The following is a 17,975-nucleotide window of genomic DNA, read 5'->3' on the forward strand; positions in this document are numbered from 1 at the left end:
TGTGATTTCATACTATAACAAACTGAACGCCATGCCTCCGGCAAGGCAGGCTACAAGTTGACGAAATTCAAACTTGTAACCTGCTTTTTTTCAACACCTAAACATCTCTCTAATTTTCCCTCACGAACTTAAACACCAGCGTAAAATCCTGCTTCATCGGTTCCTTACCAAAAGCGGAAGAAACTTTTCTATCATTATATGTTCTCTGTAAAAAATCTGTCGGTTCGTAATCAAAAATACGCAATTCCAACGTATTCCCACCATCCAACACCCGGAACCCGACTTGAGCTTTACGTAAACTTACATTCGTGGCCGAATAATTCACGTTAGCCTCGCTCATCTCCATCGTCAGTACGGATTCAAAAGGCGGGTTATCCCCCATTTCATACAAGTACTCCTCTTCCTCTTTCACGGACGTCAGGTCACAATTTCTTAAATAATGAGCTAAATCACCCGTGATCAAGCTAACATCCATTCGATTCGTGGTTCCCGACGTGAACACTAGTTTATCCGTTTGCGGATTATTCTCCGGTAAATGTTCCAAATCGGATTTATCTTCATCAAAAACGGAATTCTTCACGTGAGTAAGACTTGTAAATCCATCCATCCGCCACGTTCCCTCCAAATCCTTGAAGGTCGTGGGACCATCAATCGTGATTGTCGTCCGGTTCCTCTCCCCTGCCAAGTAATGCAAATCACTGTCGGACATACGCAGCACGATTTTATCCTTACCCACCTCTTTTTTCAAACACTTAATCTTTACCTGTGCGGACGAACCCTTCGTCGGCATCACCAATTCCAAGCCCCCGCCCTCAATCTCAAAATGAGTGCCCAACACGGCCGTCGAAGAAGGATCTATCTCAAACGGAACGGTAACCGGGTAAGAGGGATGCGTGTAACTTGTACCCCCGATAAACAGATTCATGGAAACCGTCAAGGAACTCTTCAAGATATATGCATCTGCCGCAAAGGAAGTTGTAATCACCTCCTTCGTTTCAACAGGAATCAAAACAACCCGATAGTTGCCAAAAGCATACCCCGGCACATCCGCCAGTTCCAAGCGAATCTGCCTGTCTGAATACACGTTATCCACGGGAGTAATCACCACCTTTGCCGAATTTTCCCCTTGAGCCACCACGAACTCGTGAGCCGATAACGAATACTCTTCTCCTTCAACTGCCGTACCGAAAACTTCAAAAGGAACGGTCAACTCTTGTTCCGCCACCTCGGATAACCCGATTTCAACCTCTATCGCTTGATTAGAAGATAGTATATAAACAGCCCTTTTGAAAGAAACCGTCCGGGCATCATCGTCATCCTCAGAACAAGCCGTGAAACACACGATCACCGAAAACAAAGCGATCAATCTTAATATATTCTGCATAGTCATCTCATTTACTGGTTACTACTGGAAACAGCCCGCACGCCGATAGCTTCTTCGTACGCTTGTTTTTGGGCAGCGATAATATCCCTTTCCGCATCTGTCAACCGAGGTAATGCCGGAAGGGTAAAGTCCATATCATTAAACGCCTCCTCACGGGGTGGCAATTCATTCGGTTTTTCACATCCCCAGCAAAAAAACATACATAACATCACACAACAAAAATATATCTTTTTCATAGCTTTCATTTTTTAAAGATTTTCATATCCGGGATTCTGCACCAAATTCTCGTTAGCAATCAGATCGGCTTTTCGGAGAGGGAACGTGTAGAGATACTTCTCGGTCGTGTACTTCACGAAATTATAACCCACCCAAAATTCCGGAGAACCGTTCCGTTTCAACTCAAACCAACGATCCCCCTCCATGAACATCTCCTTTCTCCGTTCATTCAAGACAGCTGACATCAAAGGGGTTAACTTGGCACCCGTAGCATCCGTCTTTATCACATCACTCTCGTTCACGGTCGGTAACGTGGCTACCGTATAAGGAACATAATCGGCAATCCGCTTGGAACGCAACAAATTCAAATAGATCAGAGCATTGTCAGTATCTGACAAATGAGCGTAACTCTCCGCAAGAATCAAACACATCTCAGCCGCACGAACGCAAACCCGAATACCTTTCGTGCTAAAAAATTCAGAATCAAAAAACGTCGTGTAACGAATATCCCGTTCTTTTTCCGGGAACAGATTAATCAGAGACATATTCACCGGGCGAGTCTTGACATTCTTCAAATTCCGGTTGTACGTCGTTAGCGATCCCGTGATAAACGTGCGAAATAGCATATTCCCTAGTTTTCCTTGTGGGGACTGGATCATCTCTTTGTATTCATCCCCCTCGACAAGAGGATACTTATCTAAAACTTCCTTTGCTATCTTTATCGCGTTCTTCCAATCCTGAGCCCAGAAATAAGTCCGGGCAAGATAAGCACGAGCAACATCCGCAGTGAAACGATACTGTTCATCCGTTTGATTCATCCGGATGGCCATTTCCAGATCCTGAACAATAAAATTCACCAACTCTTGAATATTTCCTCTCCCCGGTTTAGCCTCTATATCAAAATGCTCCACGTTAGGGACACCCATGATTTCCGTGGCCCTATCCTTCTCGTACGCCTCGCAACACTCACGCATCAGGTTAAAATACATCACCCCTCTCATCGTGTAGGCAGTTGCCAGAATTTTCTTCCCTAACTCCGTGTCTCGCTCCTTCAGATTATCTATAATAATATTATAATCCTTGATAAGGCTATAATAATTCATAAATCTATACTGGGCCGAATTAACATTCGTACCCACATAAATATATGATAAAGCGTTACTTGTCATCAAACTGGTATTCAGATTATCAGAATAACATTCCAACTCGATCATCCAAGCAAAAGACCCCAGCATATTCGCGGCCCCGGCAGTCCCTTTATCTATCGCGGACAATTGATTATTGATCAGCGTGGCATAATCCTCGTCCGTTTCAGGCAAAACCTGCCCGTAATTTTTCACCTCCAGATATTCATCACAGGAACAACACATTCCTACAATCAACACCATCATATATAACTTCAAACCTTTCATAGACATTGTTTTTAATAATTTCAAAACTAAAAACCGACACTCAAACCGAAAGACATCGAACGGGTAACCGGATAAGTCGCTCCCGGAGTCTCCGGATCAATTCCCGAATAGCCGGTAAACGTGAAGAAATTATTCATCGTGAAATACATCATCAAAGAAGATAATCCCATCCTTTGCAGCATCGGTTTCGGCAAATTATATGAAAGCGTAATATCACGGATTCTCAAATAAGAATTACTCTCATAAAAAGCACCGTTCACAATAGAGGCATACATCGCGTTATAAGTCCCCAACGACAAAGACTCTCCTAAATAATCCACTATTCGCGGATATTTCACCCCTGTCGTACGCTCTTGCGTCCACCGATTCGTCACGTCTTTGCTCACGTTCAAGTGATTACGATACAAATCACTGTAAGCGGATTGAGGCGTTTCGTTTCCATACCAAGCCACCTTGTCACACGTCGCCGGGGAATTCATCAAACTACTGGTCTTCCCCCCGCAAGCGTAAGAAGCCCCCACGTTCAGCCTCAAATTCTTGTACGTGAATTGCACGTTAAAACCACCCGTCACCGGGGCATTCTGCGTCCCGATATAATAACGATAATTCTTCACCTCGTTCAAATCGGAAGTCTCCTTAATATCGGCATCCGGTCTCAACTTGTAAAGATAAAGTCCCGTCCAAGGATCAATACCGATCAACTTTCCCCCGTAAATTCCATCCTGCGGGTAACCTTCAAACCTACCGTCCACCAACGTCGCACCGTTAGAAGTACGGAAACGAGCCAATTTATTGTAATTCCAAGCGACATTCGCCCCCACGTCAATACCAAAATCACGAGTTTTCAACGCCGCCACCCGTAACGTACCTTCAATACCTTTATTCACAATATCAGACGCGTTATAAACAATTGATTTGAATCCGGTTGTACTTGAAAGAGCCGAATTAGAAATAATATCAAAACTCTTCCGGTAATATCCCTCAACCAACCCGCTCACCCGGTCATCAAACAACCCGAAATCAAGAGCCACTTTCATATCCCTTGTTTTCTCCCAGCGCAACCGTGAATTCGGGGCCTTATCAATACTCCCGGTTTTTTCCCCGTTCCAGTAGGAAGAACCGTATTTAATCACTAACTGCTTATACACCCCTTGAACGACATTTCCCGTGTATCCACCGGCCACTCGCAAAGTTAACCGACTGATATAAGGTTGTAATGCTGCCATAAAATTCTCCTGATCCAGATGCCATGCCACCCCCAATGACCACGTCGGGTTAAACTGCTCCTTACTACCGAAATTATTCGAACCATCCGTGCGGAATGCCGCGTTCAAAATGTACCGATCCAAAAACGTGTAATCCAAAGAGGCATAAAAAGAAGCATACGTGTTTTCCTTAATCGACTGCCCGGATAAATCATCCATTAAATTGGCATAAGAAGACGCATCCGATCCATCCGGATCCGGATTCACAGGCGTGGAAAAATTACCGGTATCCGGATCGTACCCGTAACGTTTCGTGTAAAAACGCTTGGACTTATTCCCTCGTAACTCCGCTCCCCCTAATAACGAAATTGTATGCTTATCCCAGAATGTATCCATGTAAGACACCTGAGCCCGGGCATCATAACTATCACCGGAAGAGGCGGTTTGCGTGATAGAACCGTAAGGAGTCCAGTTTTCATTCGTCCGGTCAAAATAGAGCCGGTCCGTGAAAGCCGCGTAAGTATCTTTACCAATCACGTCTTCCGATTTATTATGATCGTAGGAATAAGAAACCAATCCCGATACAGCCAACTTACTAGTAATGTTATACCTCAAATTCAAAGAACCGGAAGTTGTCATTTTGTCATTCTTACCTGACGTTTCATCAATCTCCCGCAAAACATTAAACCCGTTAGACGGGAGCAAATCCGTACTGATATCACCATCATTTATTGCCGACAGATTCTGGTAAGTCATATCCGCCCGGTAACTCCCGTCCTCGTTATAGGGACGCTCGTAAGGGTTAGCAAAATAAGCGTAAGAAAACGGATCAACACTACCGGAATAAGAACCCGAAACCAAACGGGACACCTTAACAGTCGCATCGATTGTAATCTTGGGGGAAGGCATCATGTGTAACTTCAAATTCAGATTGTAACGGTCATAATCGGTTTTACGCACCAAACCCTCTTGGGAAGCGTATCCCATAGAAAAATAATACGTGTACTTCTGGTCACCACCGGAAAGAGACAAGTGATGATTCATCTCGAAAGAATTCCGGAACAACTCGTCAAACCAATCCGTGGAATGGGATGCCAAATCATTTAAATAGGCCTCCTGTTCTGCCACGCTCATCGCTTCGAATCCTTCATCCGTCCAAAGTTTACCGTCTCGTCCCAGTTTATTTGCCCGAACCATTCCCGTTATCCCGACAACCGCCACGTGAGGGGCACTGGCAGCAAAAGCATCCGCGGAGAACTCGTCCCATAACTCTTGTTCCCAAGCTAACTTCTCTCTCGAATTCATCAAATTAGCATCCCGTTGCGGTTTTAATCCCATCGTTAAACTCATCGAATAATTCACCTTCATCTTCCCGGGACGTCCTTGTTTCGTCGTGACCACGATCACACCGCCTGCAGCCCGTGAACCATAAATCGCTGCCGCAGCCGCATCCTTTAATATCGTCACGTTCTCTATATCACTCGGGTTAATTCCCGCTACCCCGTTCACGAAAATCTGGTTCAAATTACCGGATTTAATCTGATCGGTATCAATTTCCGGAAGGTCATCCTGCAAGGGTACCCCGTCAACAACCCACAAAGGCTCGGCATCTCCCTGTATCGTGTTTATACCGCGAATCCTGATCTTCGACGACTCGCCCGGACGCCCGGAGGTAGCTTTAACGGCAACCCCGGCAACTAATCCCTGCAAAATATCATCTACCGAGGTAGGGATCTTGTTTTCGAAAGCATCTTTCGTCAAAACAGCCACGGACCCGGCAGCCTTACGTTTCGTGGTCTCGCCATATCCCGTGATAACCACCTCTTCCAGCTCCCCCGCTTTCTCTCGCATCACTACGTTTATTTCCCGCTGAAAATCAACGATCTTAATCTCCTGTTTTTCCATCCCGACAAACGAAAATGCCAGCACGATTTCCCTCTCCTTCGGAACAGCAAGCGTGAAACGCCCGGCAGTATCTGTCACGACACCCATGTTCGTACCTTTAATCAATACCGTCACGCCCGGAAGAGCATTACCGTAAGCATCCAGCACCCGTCCCTTCAAACGTTCCTGTTCCACCTCTCTCCGGGGAACATCCTTCGTTTTGACTATAGCGATAACCCCGTTCACCAATTCGTAAGTATACCCGCTCCCCTGCAATATTCTCGTCAATAAATCATCCAATCCCACGTCCTTCAAGTGTAAAGTTACACGCCCCACTCGTTCCAACTCGTTACCATTATAAAGAAATCCCTTCCCCGTCAATTGCTCTACCTTCTTTATACACGTCTTCAAATTTGCATTTTCCACCTCGTACTCCGCAATCCGCTGGGCTTTCACCTCCGAGAATCCGTTTAAATTAACTGCCACAAGCAAGATAATCAAATACTTCATGGCAAGGAATGTCCTATTCCCCTTTAAAGGAATGACCAACTCCCTACATTTTGATTTTTTTTTCATAAATTTGTAGAGTTTACTTTGTTAAACATCGCATGAGATTGGCAGAAGGTTGTGGTTAGCTGTTCTGCCGATCTTTTTTATTTATCTATATAAATCATTTTCCCTCTTACCTCAATTTTCAGGTCGGAAACCCGTTCGATCAAATCTATGATAATCTGAAGATTGTCAAAACGAGGCAATTTACCAGTGAAAAGCTCCTGCCGAACCTCCACGTTAGCATAAAAAACCTGAATATTATACCATCTTTGCAGGATCGTGAAAACTTCCTCCACGGTATTATTATCAAACTGGAAAAATCCCTCCCGCCAAGAGACAAACACGTCAGTATCAACCTCCCGAACGCTCATCTCCCGGTTATCCCGATGGAATAATAACTGTTCGCCCGGCAAAATATCGACCTCTTTTCCCGGGTTCGTCCGGTCATTGATCCTCACGTGCCCACTACAAAGCGTGGTATGAGCCAACGGAGAGTCTAAATAGGCTGAAATATTAAAAGAGGTTCCCAGCACCCTAACATTGAACTCGTCCGTCTTCACGATAAACGGTTTGCCTTCATTCTTCTCCACTTCAAAATAAGCCTCTCCTTTCAACTCTACTTCCCGAACGCCTTCCCCGAATGCCACCGGATAACGTAATTCAGACATCGCATTTAACCAAACTTTCGTACCATCCGCCAGCGTTAGGGAATACTCTCCCCCTAACGGGGTACGAATCATGTTGTATTCGCCGAGCGTCACGCTATCTTTATTCTCCTCATAATAAACCACATTTCCTTTTACTTGAATATTGGAACTCCTTTCTCGAAGTTTCATTTCCATCCCCTCATGCAAGTCCACCTTCTGACCGTTTGCCAGAATTAATTCCGCATATTTCCCGCCTGCCGACAGTGCAACCGGAACCTCCTCCCGAACTTCCCCGGAACGATTCATCAAAAAACAAAAAACTCCACCAAACAAAAGTAACACGACCGCCGCATAAGGCAGAATCCTTTTCAGCACCCTATTCGGAACATTCTGATACAAACGACGTTGATTTCTCCGGAAAGCCCCCGCCACGTCTATATTCTCGTATTGCTTGTACTTATGTTTCAATTCGACAGTAGAAGATAACTTTTGATAGAGAACCCGGTTCCGGTCATTTTCCTGAAACCATTCCTCCAATACAAAGTTCTCCTCCTCTGTCAAAGTCCCCAAAACAGACTTAACAATTATACGCTTGATCTTCTCGTTATCCGCATTCATACCACATCATATTTACCATACATACACACGAAACAAGGAAACGTGCAAATCATTTCCCTATTTTTTGGGGAAAAATAATCTTTATTATTTACCAAGGCTAATAACACACTGATTTACAAAATAATAAATACAAAACCTACTCAAAAGCACATTATTCCCACAAATTCTATAATTACAAGGCATCAAGTGTAACAAAATGTTATAAAATTATGACCAAATTCTTATCATCATGTTACCCGCTCCCATTCCGCTCCCATTCCTCCCCTATTCCGCTCCTATCATTATAATAATATATTATACTTACATAGTAAATATTAACATGACAATAAGTATATAATAATAATTTGATAACATGATAAACACGACTTGTGAACTTTATCAAAACAGTTCAAACATTTATCTTTTTATGAACCTTCAATGCCAAAAAGATGAACTCACAAATCACACCAATAACATATTAACCCTAAAACATAGAAACTGATAACATTATTTTGTAGCAACTCTTTACCTCTTCTCAACTGACTCCTGACGGTTTCCTCTGATATTTGAAGCATATCAGCAATTTTTTGATTTTCTTCCCCGTCCAGTTTCAATAAAAAAATCTGGCGACAACGTTCAGGCAGTTTCTGAATGGCAGCATACAACTCCCGATACACCTCTTCTTCCATCATCTCCCGCAAGAAATCCTCATCAGATTGTTTTTCAAACCCCTCAATAGAAACAGAATGGGTATCTCTCAAATAATTCAACGAACGATTCCGCACAGAACTATAAATATAAGCATGAAAGGACTTGTCATTTATCAATCTTTTGCGGTCCTCCCACAAACGGCAGAAAAAATCCTGCACAATATCTTCCGAGGCATCCCTATTCCTCGTGAATTTTATGGAATAAAGTAACAAAGGAGTGTAAAATTCATGAAATAAAGCCGCATACGCCTTCCTGTCTCCACTCGACACCTGCTTTACTAATATTTCCATGGACTCCATCATAACCTTTTATTATAGTATTACACCCATCCTCAAAATTGGATCTGTTCAAAACCACCAAACGCCTCTATCGATTTTAACAATTTACGGATGCAAATATCAAATTTATAAATAAAAATGACAATCCCCATATATGATGAAAAATAAATATTCACTCCCAAACAATGGGGAAGATTTCATGTTGCTATATAAAACAACGAACCACTCCGCAAGGGGTGGTTCGTTATCTTTTCATTTACACGAATAAATCAATACTCGTCCTCGTTAAAGAAAAAATCATCTTTACTCGGATAGTCTGGCCAAATATCTTCAATACTTTCAAATATTTCTTCATCATCCTCGATATCCTGAAGATTTTCGATCACTTCCATAGGTGCCCCGGAACGAATGGCGTAGTCTATCAACTCATCTTTTGATGCTGGCCAAGGCGCATCTTCCAATTTAGAGGCAAGTTCTAGTGTCCAATACATAGTTATATCGTTTTTAATGTAATTTCTTATTTTTGCCGCGAATATATAGTTTATTTCTAATAATACAACTTCTTTTTCCTAATAAGAAATTATTTAGACACATTAAATCTAACGTATCGCCATAAATAACGCAAAACGATCTAAATTGTTACACTAAAAACTATTCATCATCGGAGAAATGAATCAACACTTTTCGATACGTGTTGAATATCTTCGCTTTAGAAACAAAACCAATATATTTATGATCTTGAAGGACAGGGAGATTCCACGCTTTCGAATCCTCGAATTTCTTCATAACAACCTCCATCGAGTCATTGATGTCGATCACCACGGAAGGCGTTGTCATGAAATCCCGCACGTAGGTTTTTGAATACAATTCTTGATTAAACATCACTTTACGAATGTCATCCAGCAAGACAATCCCCAACAATTGCTGGTTGGAATTCAAAACAGGGAATAGATTCCGGCTCGATTTGGAAACCACCTTTACCAGATCACCTAATGTCGCATCCACCTCGATCGTCTTGAAATCCGTTTCCACCACCTTGTTCAATTTCATCAAAGTCAACACGGCTTTATCCTTGTTATGAGTCAACAAGTCTCCCTGCATGGCTAAACGACGGGCATAAATAGAATAAGGTTCCATCCCTTGACTGGTCAGGTAAGAAATAACCGAGGTCAACATCAAAGGTAGAAATAAGGCATAACCTCCCGAAATCTCGGCAATCAAGAACATGGCTGTTAACGGGGCCTTCATGACACCGGACATCGTTCCCGCCATTCCCGCCAAGACGAAATGACTGGGTTCCACGATACGGATTCCGCTCATATTAATCAACATCGCCAACAAATACCCGGCAACACCACCCGTGAACAGACTCGGTGCAAAAACACCACCAACACCCCCACTACCATTGGTTAAAGCCGTGGCAATTACTTTTACGAATATCAACCCGACCACGAAAAGGATCATCATCCAAGCACTATCCCGGAAACCGAAGAAATAAGTATTATTTAATAATTTATCGGAATGTCCGGCCATCATGTCATCCAAAGCCGTGTAACCTTCACCGTATAGAGGGGGAAACACGAAAATAATGACGCCTAACAAGGCCCCACCGATGGCTATTCTTTTCCATGTATGCTTGATACGCCCTAAGAATTGTTCTACCCGGAGATTCATCCGAACGAAATACACAGACAACACCCCGGCAAAGATGCCCAGTATAACGTAGTACGGGAAATTGGCCATCACGAATTTATCCGTGATCTGGTAGGAGAACACGAAACCATCCCCCATAAGGAAGAATGTAACCACGTACGAGGTAATAGCCGTGAACATCAACGGTACCAACGAGGCCATCGTCAGATCAAGCATCAACACCTCCATCGTGAATACAATCCCGGCAATCGGAGCTTTAAAGATCCCGGCAATGGCACCTGCCGCACCACAACCGATCATCAAGGTCATCACCTTGTAGTTCATCCGAAACAAGCGTGCCAGATTCGAACCGATGGACGCCCCGGTCAACACGATGGTAGCCTCCGTCCCGACCGATCCACCGAAACCGATGGTCAGGGTACTGGCAATCATCGAGGTATAGTTGTTGTGCGGTTTAATCATACTGTTGCGACGGGAAATAGCATATAATACCTTTGTCACACCATGACTGATTCCCTCTTTCACGAAAAATTTCACAAATAATGTCGTCAGCAATATTCCGATAAAAGGGTATATAAAGAAAAGCAAGTTACCACTGTCCACCTGCATTCGTTCCGTGAAAAACATATGTGTAAAATGTACCATATTTTTCAGCACAACTCCCGCCAAGCCGGTAACGATACCGACCAGAATACTCAACATGACAATAAATTGCTTTTCCTTGATGTAACGGACCCGCCACACCAAAAATTTACCCAATAACCCCTTTTCGTTAATCGCCGCCATGATCTAAAAGTGTATCAAACTTATTTTTTCATTATACCTTTTATCGAACCATATTGCGGGTAGAAATCAATGGAAATACCTTCGTTATTGATGACATCCAAAGGGAATTGCTTGATGAATCCGAGTTGTGGTATGACACTCTGAACCGTCATCACGGTCTCTTTTCCTTTCAGCAAGCATAAATCGGCAACAGCCGGTTCACGATAAGAGAGAAACGGCACCGGACGGGAATTCCCAGCCTGTTGGGCATCTTTCTTCGGAACATAGATATTTTTCAATTCAACAATATAAGGGATAGCAGACACGTTGTTTTTTGCCGTAATCCCGTCGTTCGCGGAGAAACGGAACAAAACGATCGATTCATCGGCTTTTTCCGGAATAAAAGAGATGGTTTTAACCACTTCACGGGTTTCCCTTTTTCCCATGAACAAACTCATGTAATTTGCCTCAAGTTCATCCAGAGCTTTTAAAGCCTCTGCCGTGGCCGAACCTCCGGCCAATAATTCCAATCTTTTTTTACGAATATTGAATATCTCTGACGTGATCTCATCCACGTAATCTTTATTTTCTTTTAACACGTGACGTTCTATCGGGTCCCATACCCGGCGCATCTCTCCTTCAACTTCCATCTCCGTGAAATTGGAATCAAGTACTTCCTTCTGGGTGGAACGAATACCGAAATACACGTAATTAATACCTGTCCCCACGCTTTTCTCTTTTTCCTCGTAAACAATCTCTTCGTCACGAGTTCGGTTCGTGTTGCCACTTCCCACACCGGCTAAAAAGCCTTCAGGAGTTACATTCAACAAAATAGAGTTATATTCTCCGATAGCATTCACGGTATAAGAAGCTTTCGGATCAGGCAAGGCCCGCGGAATAAATTTGATATTCTTAATCGTCCACTCTTCGCCTTCACTCGTGATCTCCGGAGAAACACCTAACTGTTGTTCGGCATACTGCCGGAAAGGCCCCGGAATCAAACGGCTACATTCCATGGTAACAACCACGTCATAACTGATCTTTGGTAAAGTATAATCAACTGACACCTGCGTGGTCAACTCTCTCTTTTTCTGTCCCGAAACAGACAGGGATACTAATCCCACTAACCCGATTATAAAAAATAACTTTTTCATCTTTCTATCGCTGTTTAGCCATATTATATGTTTCCATCTTTTTCCACACCCAACCCAGTTTATCAGCAATGTCCCCGGCACGTGTTCCTCTCATTCCCTGCTCCTCTGCAGCCAGATCTCCAGCTAAACCGTGGGCATACACTCCAATCATAGTTGCATCTAATGGAGAATGACCACTTGCCAGTAAAGCGGCGATAACACCCGTCAACACGTCCCCCGCTCCTCCTTTAGCCATTCCCGGGTTACCTGTCATGTTAAAGTAACATTCACCCTCCGGGGTAGCTATTATTGTATGCGCACCTTTCAGCACGACATACACTTGGTGTAGACGTGCAAAGGTGCTTAATTTATTTAATCTATCAAAATCATTTACACTTTTTCCTGCTAATCTTTCAAATTCTTTCGGGTGAGGGGTCAGCACTGCTCCATCCGGAAGAAGTTCCAGTAATCCGGAATCCGCTGCCAACAAATTCAAGGCATCTGCATCCAACACGATCTTTCCTCGCCACACGGATAATAGTTGACGGATTCCTTCTGCCGTGACAGGTGAAGTCCCGATTCCCGAACCAATCCCGACCGCTTGGAAACGGGAAAGATTGTCTACACCGGAAAAACAAAATTCATTCCGATCCACTTCAACTAATGCCTCCGGCACGGAGAGATGAATCATTTCTTTCAACTTACGGGGAACATGCACGGAAAGCAGTCCCGTTCCGGACCGAATAGCCCCCTTGGCTGCTAACACGGCTGCCCCCATCATGGAATAAGAGCCTACTATTAATAAGGTATTACCCAAAGTCCCCTTGTGGGAAAACTTTGCCGGAATCAATAACCGGGATGTAACTACTTCTTCTGTCAGATAATAATAAGCAGCAGGATACTCCCGCAAGATAACCGGGTGTAAACGAATATCCAGCACTTCCCAATGTCCCACGTAAACTACATTTTCCGGGAACATAAAGGCTAACTTAGGAAATTGAAAAGTGAACGTGTAATCAGCCTTTATAATCGCCCCGTTATTTTCCCCGTTATCCTCTCCCATTAAACCGGAAGGCATGTCTATTGCCACAACCGGATGGGACAAACCATTTATCCGACGAATTATATCTCCCAAAAATCCCGTTACCGGACGATTTAACCCGGCCCCGAAAATGGCATCCACCAGCACGCTATTTTCGTCCGGCTGCAAATTATCCGGATTTTTCACCTCAATATAACATCCTCCCATATTAATGAAACGTTCCCTGTTCACGGCACAATCCGGAGAGAGATGATCGTTTTCATGCAGACCGAAGACCTTGACATTCAATCCGTTTTGACACAACAATCTTGCCACGACATACCCGTCTCCCCCGTTATTTCCGGAACCGGCCAGAATGTTAAAAATATGACTATTGGGGAAAAAAATCAATAATTTTTCTGTAAAAACAGTAGCCGCCCTCTCCATCAAATCTAACGATGTTACCGGCTCATTCTCAATCGTATATTTATCCAATTTTTGTAAATCCGATGTCTTGAAAATTTTATTATTCTTCAACATGACGATAGGTTTCAAACGTTTTCAATGACTAAAGATAAAAAAATAATTTATATTTGCACACTATTAGCGTGAACGAAAAAATTTAATTATTTACCAATACAAATTAAAAACAAAAGTTATGTTCAAAAATCATCCTAAAGGGTTGCTCACCGCGGCTCTAAGTAATATGGGAGAACGTTTCGGCTATTACATCATGAATGCCGTGCTAGTGTTATTCCTATGTTCTAAATTTGGTTTGAGCGAAGCCGCCAGTGGTACCATTTATTCCTTTTTTTACGCCGGCATCTACATTTTAAGCCTTGTCGGAGGTCTTATTGCTGACCGCACGCAAAACTACAAAGGTACCATTAAGACGGGTCTTGTAGTTATGGCAATAGGGTATATTATCCTATCTGTTCCAATCCTCGCGACATCGCAAAATACAACTTGGTTATTGACTCTTACCTGTGTTGCCTTGTTCTTGATTGCATTCGGTAACGGTTTATTCAAAGGTAATTTGCAGGCAATTGTAGGTCAAATGTATGATAATTTTGAAGCTGAGGCTGCAAAACAAGGGCCGGAAGCTCTCAAAATCGCAAAAGACAAGCGAGATTCAGGTTTCCAGATTTTCTACGTGTTTATCAACGTGGGTGGTCTAATCGCTCCGTTCATTGCTCCGGTTTTACGCCAATGGTGGTTAGGTGCAAACGGGTTGTCTTATAACGCACAACTTCCTGCTCTTTGTCACGAGTACATTAATAATGCAGCCAATATGGCTCCCGAGGCTCTTGCCAACTTACAACAACTTATGACTGCTGCCGGTGGAGCTATCAGCGATATGACAGCTTCTTGTCTCCAATACCTGCAAATTTTCAATGAAGGTATTCACTACTCGTTCATTGCTTCTGTTGCAGCCATGCTAATTTCTCTTGTAATTTTCTTCGTTTCACAAAAAACATTCCCGAACCCGGCAAAGAAAGCCGCAGCACAGAGTGTAACTTACACGGCAGAGGAAAAAGCTGCTATGGCTAAAGAGATTAAACAGAGAATGTATGCATTATTTGCTGTTTTGGGTATCGTTATCTTCTTCTGGTTCTCATTCCACCAGAACGGTATGTCCCTTTCATTCTTTGCACGTGACTTCGTAGACTCTTCTGCAGTTGCTCCTGAAGTATGGCAAGCAATCAACCCGTTCTTTGTTATTGTCCTTACTCCAATGATTATGGCAATTTTCGGATTCCTTGCAAGACGCGGTAAAGAGATTTCAACCCCAAGAAAGATTGCCATCGGTATGTTCATCGCAGGTTTGGCATTCTTGTTCCTTGCTGTTTTCTCAATCATGAAAGGTTATCCTTCTGCAGACGCGTTCAGAGGTCTTCCTATTGCAGAACAAATGGCAGCAAAAGCTCATTGGTGGGTTCTTATTGTTACTTACTTCTTCCTGACAGTTGCAGAGTTGTTCATCTCTCCTCTTGGATTATCGTTTGTATCAAAAGTTGCTCCAAAGAGTATGCTTGGCTTGTGTCAAGGTTTGTGGCTTGCTGCTACCGCTCTTGGTAACCTTCTACTTTGGATTGGTCCTCTCATGTACAACTCATGGCCGATCTGGCAATGCTGGTCAGTATTCTTGATCGTATGCCTTGTATCTATGGGAGTTATGCTTGGTATGGTGAAATGGCTTGAAAGAGTGACAAAATAACCTTATTTATCAACATATAAAAAAAGGGTTCAGAAATTCTGAACCCTTTTTTATATCAAAATCAGCTCTTAGAAATTAATCTGAAGTCCCACGCCCAACACTTCCTTAAACTGGACCCGCGGACCCGCCGTACCGTCTTTTTGGGCGATCTTTACATCATTGTCATATAACAGGTTCGTTGATAAAGTCGTTGAGAACCATTTATTAATGGCCATATTTAATTGAACCTCCCAGCGAACATCCACGTTCTGAGGATCTTCCAGATAATTGGAATACAATTCCAGACGAGAATAAACCTTCATATTAGGCAAAAACTCGTAATTCACCTCTGCCTTCAAGTTTGCACCAAACTCGGATAACAGATGTTTTCCTTTATCCACACCGAAAGCCCCTTCATCTGACAAACGACTGTCGGCTACAATAGTTCCCCTCCAAGAGGCCGGAGTAAAAGTGGCCGTGAATATCTTATTTGGACTCCAAGTAACACCGGTACCAATCATCAAGTATCCCGGAGCCATAAACTTTGAAATAAAGTCAGAATCCTCGATATTATAATCGTATCCTTTCGCAAACTGCGTGTTGAAGTTCAACAAAGCACTCCAGTAAAGTGTCTTGTAAATCTGATACCCGTAAGTGGAGGCGAAATATATCTTATCATTTGTTTTCCGGGCACTCTTACCATCATTTTTCGTCAAACCGTATCCCAGTTCCAAACGATTTTGCCACAACTGGCGATCTCGTTTAAAATCGGCACTATATGTTATCTGGCTATCAAATGCCAAGGCAGACTCACCTCCGGCAGACCAACTACTCAAACTTACTTGCGTTAATTTTAACCCGAAGTAACCGGCTTTTGTCCATGCGGTATCTCTTACCGGTTGCGCATACAATTGTCCTAAACCCAATACAAATAGGGCAATAGCAAAGAATCTTTTCATCATACTCTCATTAAATTATTTAGGTTTAAATTTTAATATCTTTTGACTGATAAACGTAAAACAACAAAGATTTGTTATAAAAAAAGCAGGTTATTTTCTAACCTGCTTCAGAAGAAGTGCTTTTCTCACTTATATTTTAGCACATAACTCGGAAATCTTCACAATCACGCTCACGATTTTCTCCATAGAAGACACGGGTATATACTCGTAACGTCCATGCCCGTTATGTGCCCCATTGGATAAGTTCGGCGTGGGCAATCCCATAAATGATAATCTTGACCCATTAGTACCACCGCGAATAGGAACAATCAAAGGTTTAATACCCAGTTCTGCCATGGCCTGTTTAGCTATTTCCACGATATATCTCACCGGTTCCAAACGTTCTTTCATATTTGCATACTGATCCTTCATTTCCAAAAGTACCGGTAAATCATACTTCTTTGAATATTCCCGAACTCCATTTTCAATCACGTCTTTTCTCCATTCAAAACGCTCCTTATCAAAATCACGGATCAATATCTCCAACAATGTCTCCTCTACTGTCCCCTTAATGGAATAAACATGGAAGAAACCTTCGTAGCCGGAAGTATATTCGGGTGCTTCTTTTTTAGGGAGACTAGCCATAAATTCATTAGCCACTTTAATTGAATTGACCATTTTATTCTTGGCATATCCCGGATGGAAATTACGTCCTTTGAAAGTCAAACGAGCCAATGCAGCATTGAAATTCTCGCACTCTAATTCACCAATCTCACCACCATCCAAAGTATAGGCGAATTTAGCCCCGAATTTTTTCAAATCGAAATGATCTACTCCTTCACCGATTTCTTCATCAGGAGTGAAACAAACAGCAATCCGTCCATGTTTTATTTCCGGGTGTTGAATCAAATATTCCATGGCCGTCAGTATCTCGGCAATTCCCGCTTTATCATCCGCCCCCAAAAGCGTGTTACCGTCCGTAACAATCAAATCTGTTCCGACATAATTCATCAGCTCCGGGAAATCATCTGGTGACAGCGTGAATCCCTTTTCCTTGTTCAACAACACGTCATTTCCCTTGTAATTCTCTATAATCTGAGGTTTCACGTGTTTGCCCGTCATGTCCGGACTGGTATCCATGTGAGCGATAAAACCGATCGAAGGACACTCTCTATCTGCATTAGCAGGTACAAAACCCATAACATACCCGTAATCATCCACAGCAACATCCTGCATTCCTATTTTCTGCATCTCCTCGCAAAGAAGATAAGCGAACTGCAATTGTCCCGGAGTACTTGGAACTAAACCCGTCTCCCGATCCGATTCCGTGTGAATCTTAGCATACCTGATAAAACGCTCAACTACTGGCAGCATAAAATAAT

13 protein-coding genes are annotated in these 17,975 nt (G+C 43.0%); 1 reads left to right on the forward strand and 12 read right to left on the reverse strand.

Features of this window, described 5'->3' with window-relative positions; genetic code table 11:
- Positions 1-109: 109 nt before the first annotated feature.
- The 10 genes from QVC79_RS02980 to QVC79_RS03025 all read right to left on the reverse strand — a co-directional run bounded on the left by QVC79_RS02980 (position 110) and on the right by QVC79_RS03025 (position 13,998).
- Positions 110-1,384 (reverse strand): hypothetical protein, encoded by a 1,275-nt coding sequence (locus QVC79_RS02980; protein ID WP_270593857.1) that lies wholly within the window; start codon positions 1,382-1,384, stop codon positions 110-112.
- Between the two features lie 11 nt (positions 1,385-1,395).
- Entirely contained in the window at positions 1,396-1,620 is a 225-nt protein-coding gene (locus QVC79_RS02985; RefSeq protein ID WP_270593856.1) for a hypothetical protein, read from the reverse strand.
- Positions 1,621-1,632: 12 nt separating this feature from the next.
- Complete coding sequence (locus tag QVC79_RS02990) at positions 1,633-3,012, reverse strand: RagB/SusD family nutrient uptake outer membrane protein (RefSeq protein WP_270593855.1); 1,380 nt, start codon at positions 3,010-3,012, stop codon at positions 1,633-1,635.
- A 26-nt stretch (positions 3,013-3,038) separates the two neighbouring features.
- Entirely contained in the window at positions 3,039-6,677 is a 3,639-nt protein-coding gene (locus QVC79_RS02995; RefSeq protein ID WP_270593854.1) for a SusC/RagA family TonB-linked outer membrane protein, read from the reverse strand.
- Positions 6,678-6,754: 77 nt separating this feature from the next.
- Positions 6,755-7,918, reverse strand: coding sequence for a FecR family protein (locus tag QVC79_RS03000; protein WP_270593853.1), 1,164 nt, complete (start codon positions 7,916-7,918; stop codon positions 6,755-6,757).
- Between the two features lie 434 nt (positions 7,919-8,352).
- The gene (locus QVC79_RS03005) at positions 8,353-8,898 is read right to left on the reverse strand and encodes an RNA polymerase sigma-70 factor (RefSeq protein WP_270593851.1); all 546 of its coding nucleotides are present in this window, start codon (positions 8,896-8,898) and stop codon (positions 8,353-8,355) included.
- 257 nt (positions 8,899-9,155) lie between these two features.
- Positions 9,156-9,377 (reverse strand): DUF2795 domain-containing protein, encoded by a 222-nt coding sequence (locus tag QVC79_RS03010; RefSeq protein WP_009135471.1) that lies wholly within the window; start codon positions 9,375-9,377, stop codon positions 9,156-9,158.
- A 160-nt stretch (positions 9,378-9,537) separates the two neighbouring features.
- The gene (locus QVC79_RS03015; RefSeq protein WP_087419945.1) at positions 9,538-11,325 is read right to left on the reverse strand and encodes a chloride channel protein; all 1,788 of its coding nucleotides are present in this window, start codon (positions 11,323-11,325) and stop codon (positions 9,538-9,540) included.
- 20 nt (positions 11,326-11,345) lie between these two features.
- Entirely contained in the window at positions 11,346-12,458 is a 1,113-nt protein-coding gene (locus QVC79_RS03020) for a DUF4831 family protein (RefSeq protein ID WP_270593849.1), read from the reverse strand.
- 4 nt (positions 12,459-12,462) lie between these two features.
- Positions 12,463-13,998, reverse strand: coding sequence for an NAD(P)H-hydrate dehydratase (locus tag QVC79_RS03025; protein ID WP_270593847.1), 1,536 nt, complete (start codon positions 13,996-13,998; stop codon positions 12,463-12,465).
- 118 nt (positions 13,999-14,116) lie between these two features.
- On the opposite strand from QVC79_RS03025, the gene QVC79_RS03030 reads away from it, so the two are divergent.
- On the forward strand, positions 14,117-15,676 hold the full coding sequence (locus tag QVC79_RS03030) for a peptide MFS transporter (protein WP_270593845.1): 1,560 nt from the start codon (positions 14,117-14,119) through the stop codon (positions 15,674-15,676).
- Between the two features lie 68 nt (positions 15,677-15,744).
- On the opposite strand, the gene QVC79_RS03035 is transcribed toward QVC79_RS03030, so the two are convergent.
- Together QVC79_RS03035 and pepT are read right to left on the reverse strand one after the other, a co-directional pair.
- Positions 15,745-16,614, reverse strand: coding sequence for a DUF3078 domain-containing protein (locus QVC79_RS03035; RefSeq protein ID WP_373289707.1), 870 nt, complete (start codon positions 16,612-16,614; stop codon positions 15,745-15,747).
- Between the two features lie 129 nt (positions 16,615-16,743).
- The gene (pepT, locus tag QVC79_RS03040) at positions 16,744-17,967 is read right to left on the reverse strand and encodes a peptidase T (protein ID WP_124317118.1); all 1,224 of its coding nucleotides are present in this window, start codon (positions 17,965-17,967) and stop codon (positions 16,744-16,746) included.
- Positions 17,968-17,975: the final 8 nt, after the last annotated feature.

The organism is Butyricimonas sp. (genome assembly GCF_019423355.1).
In the GTDB taxonomy this organism is placed as follows: domain Bacteria; phylum Bacteroidota; class Bacteroidia; order Bacteroidales; family Marinifilaceae; genus Butyricimonas; species Butyricimonas faecihominis.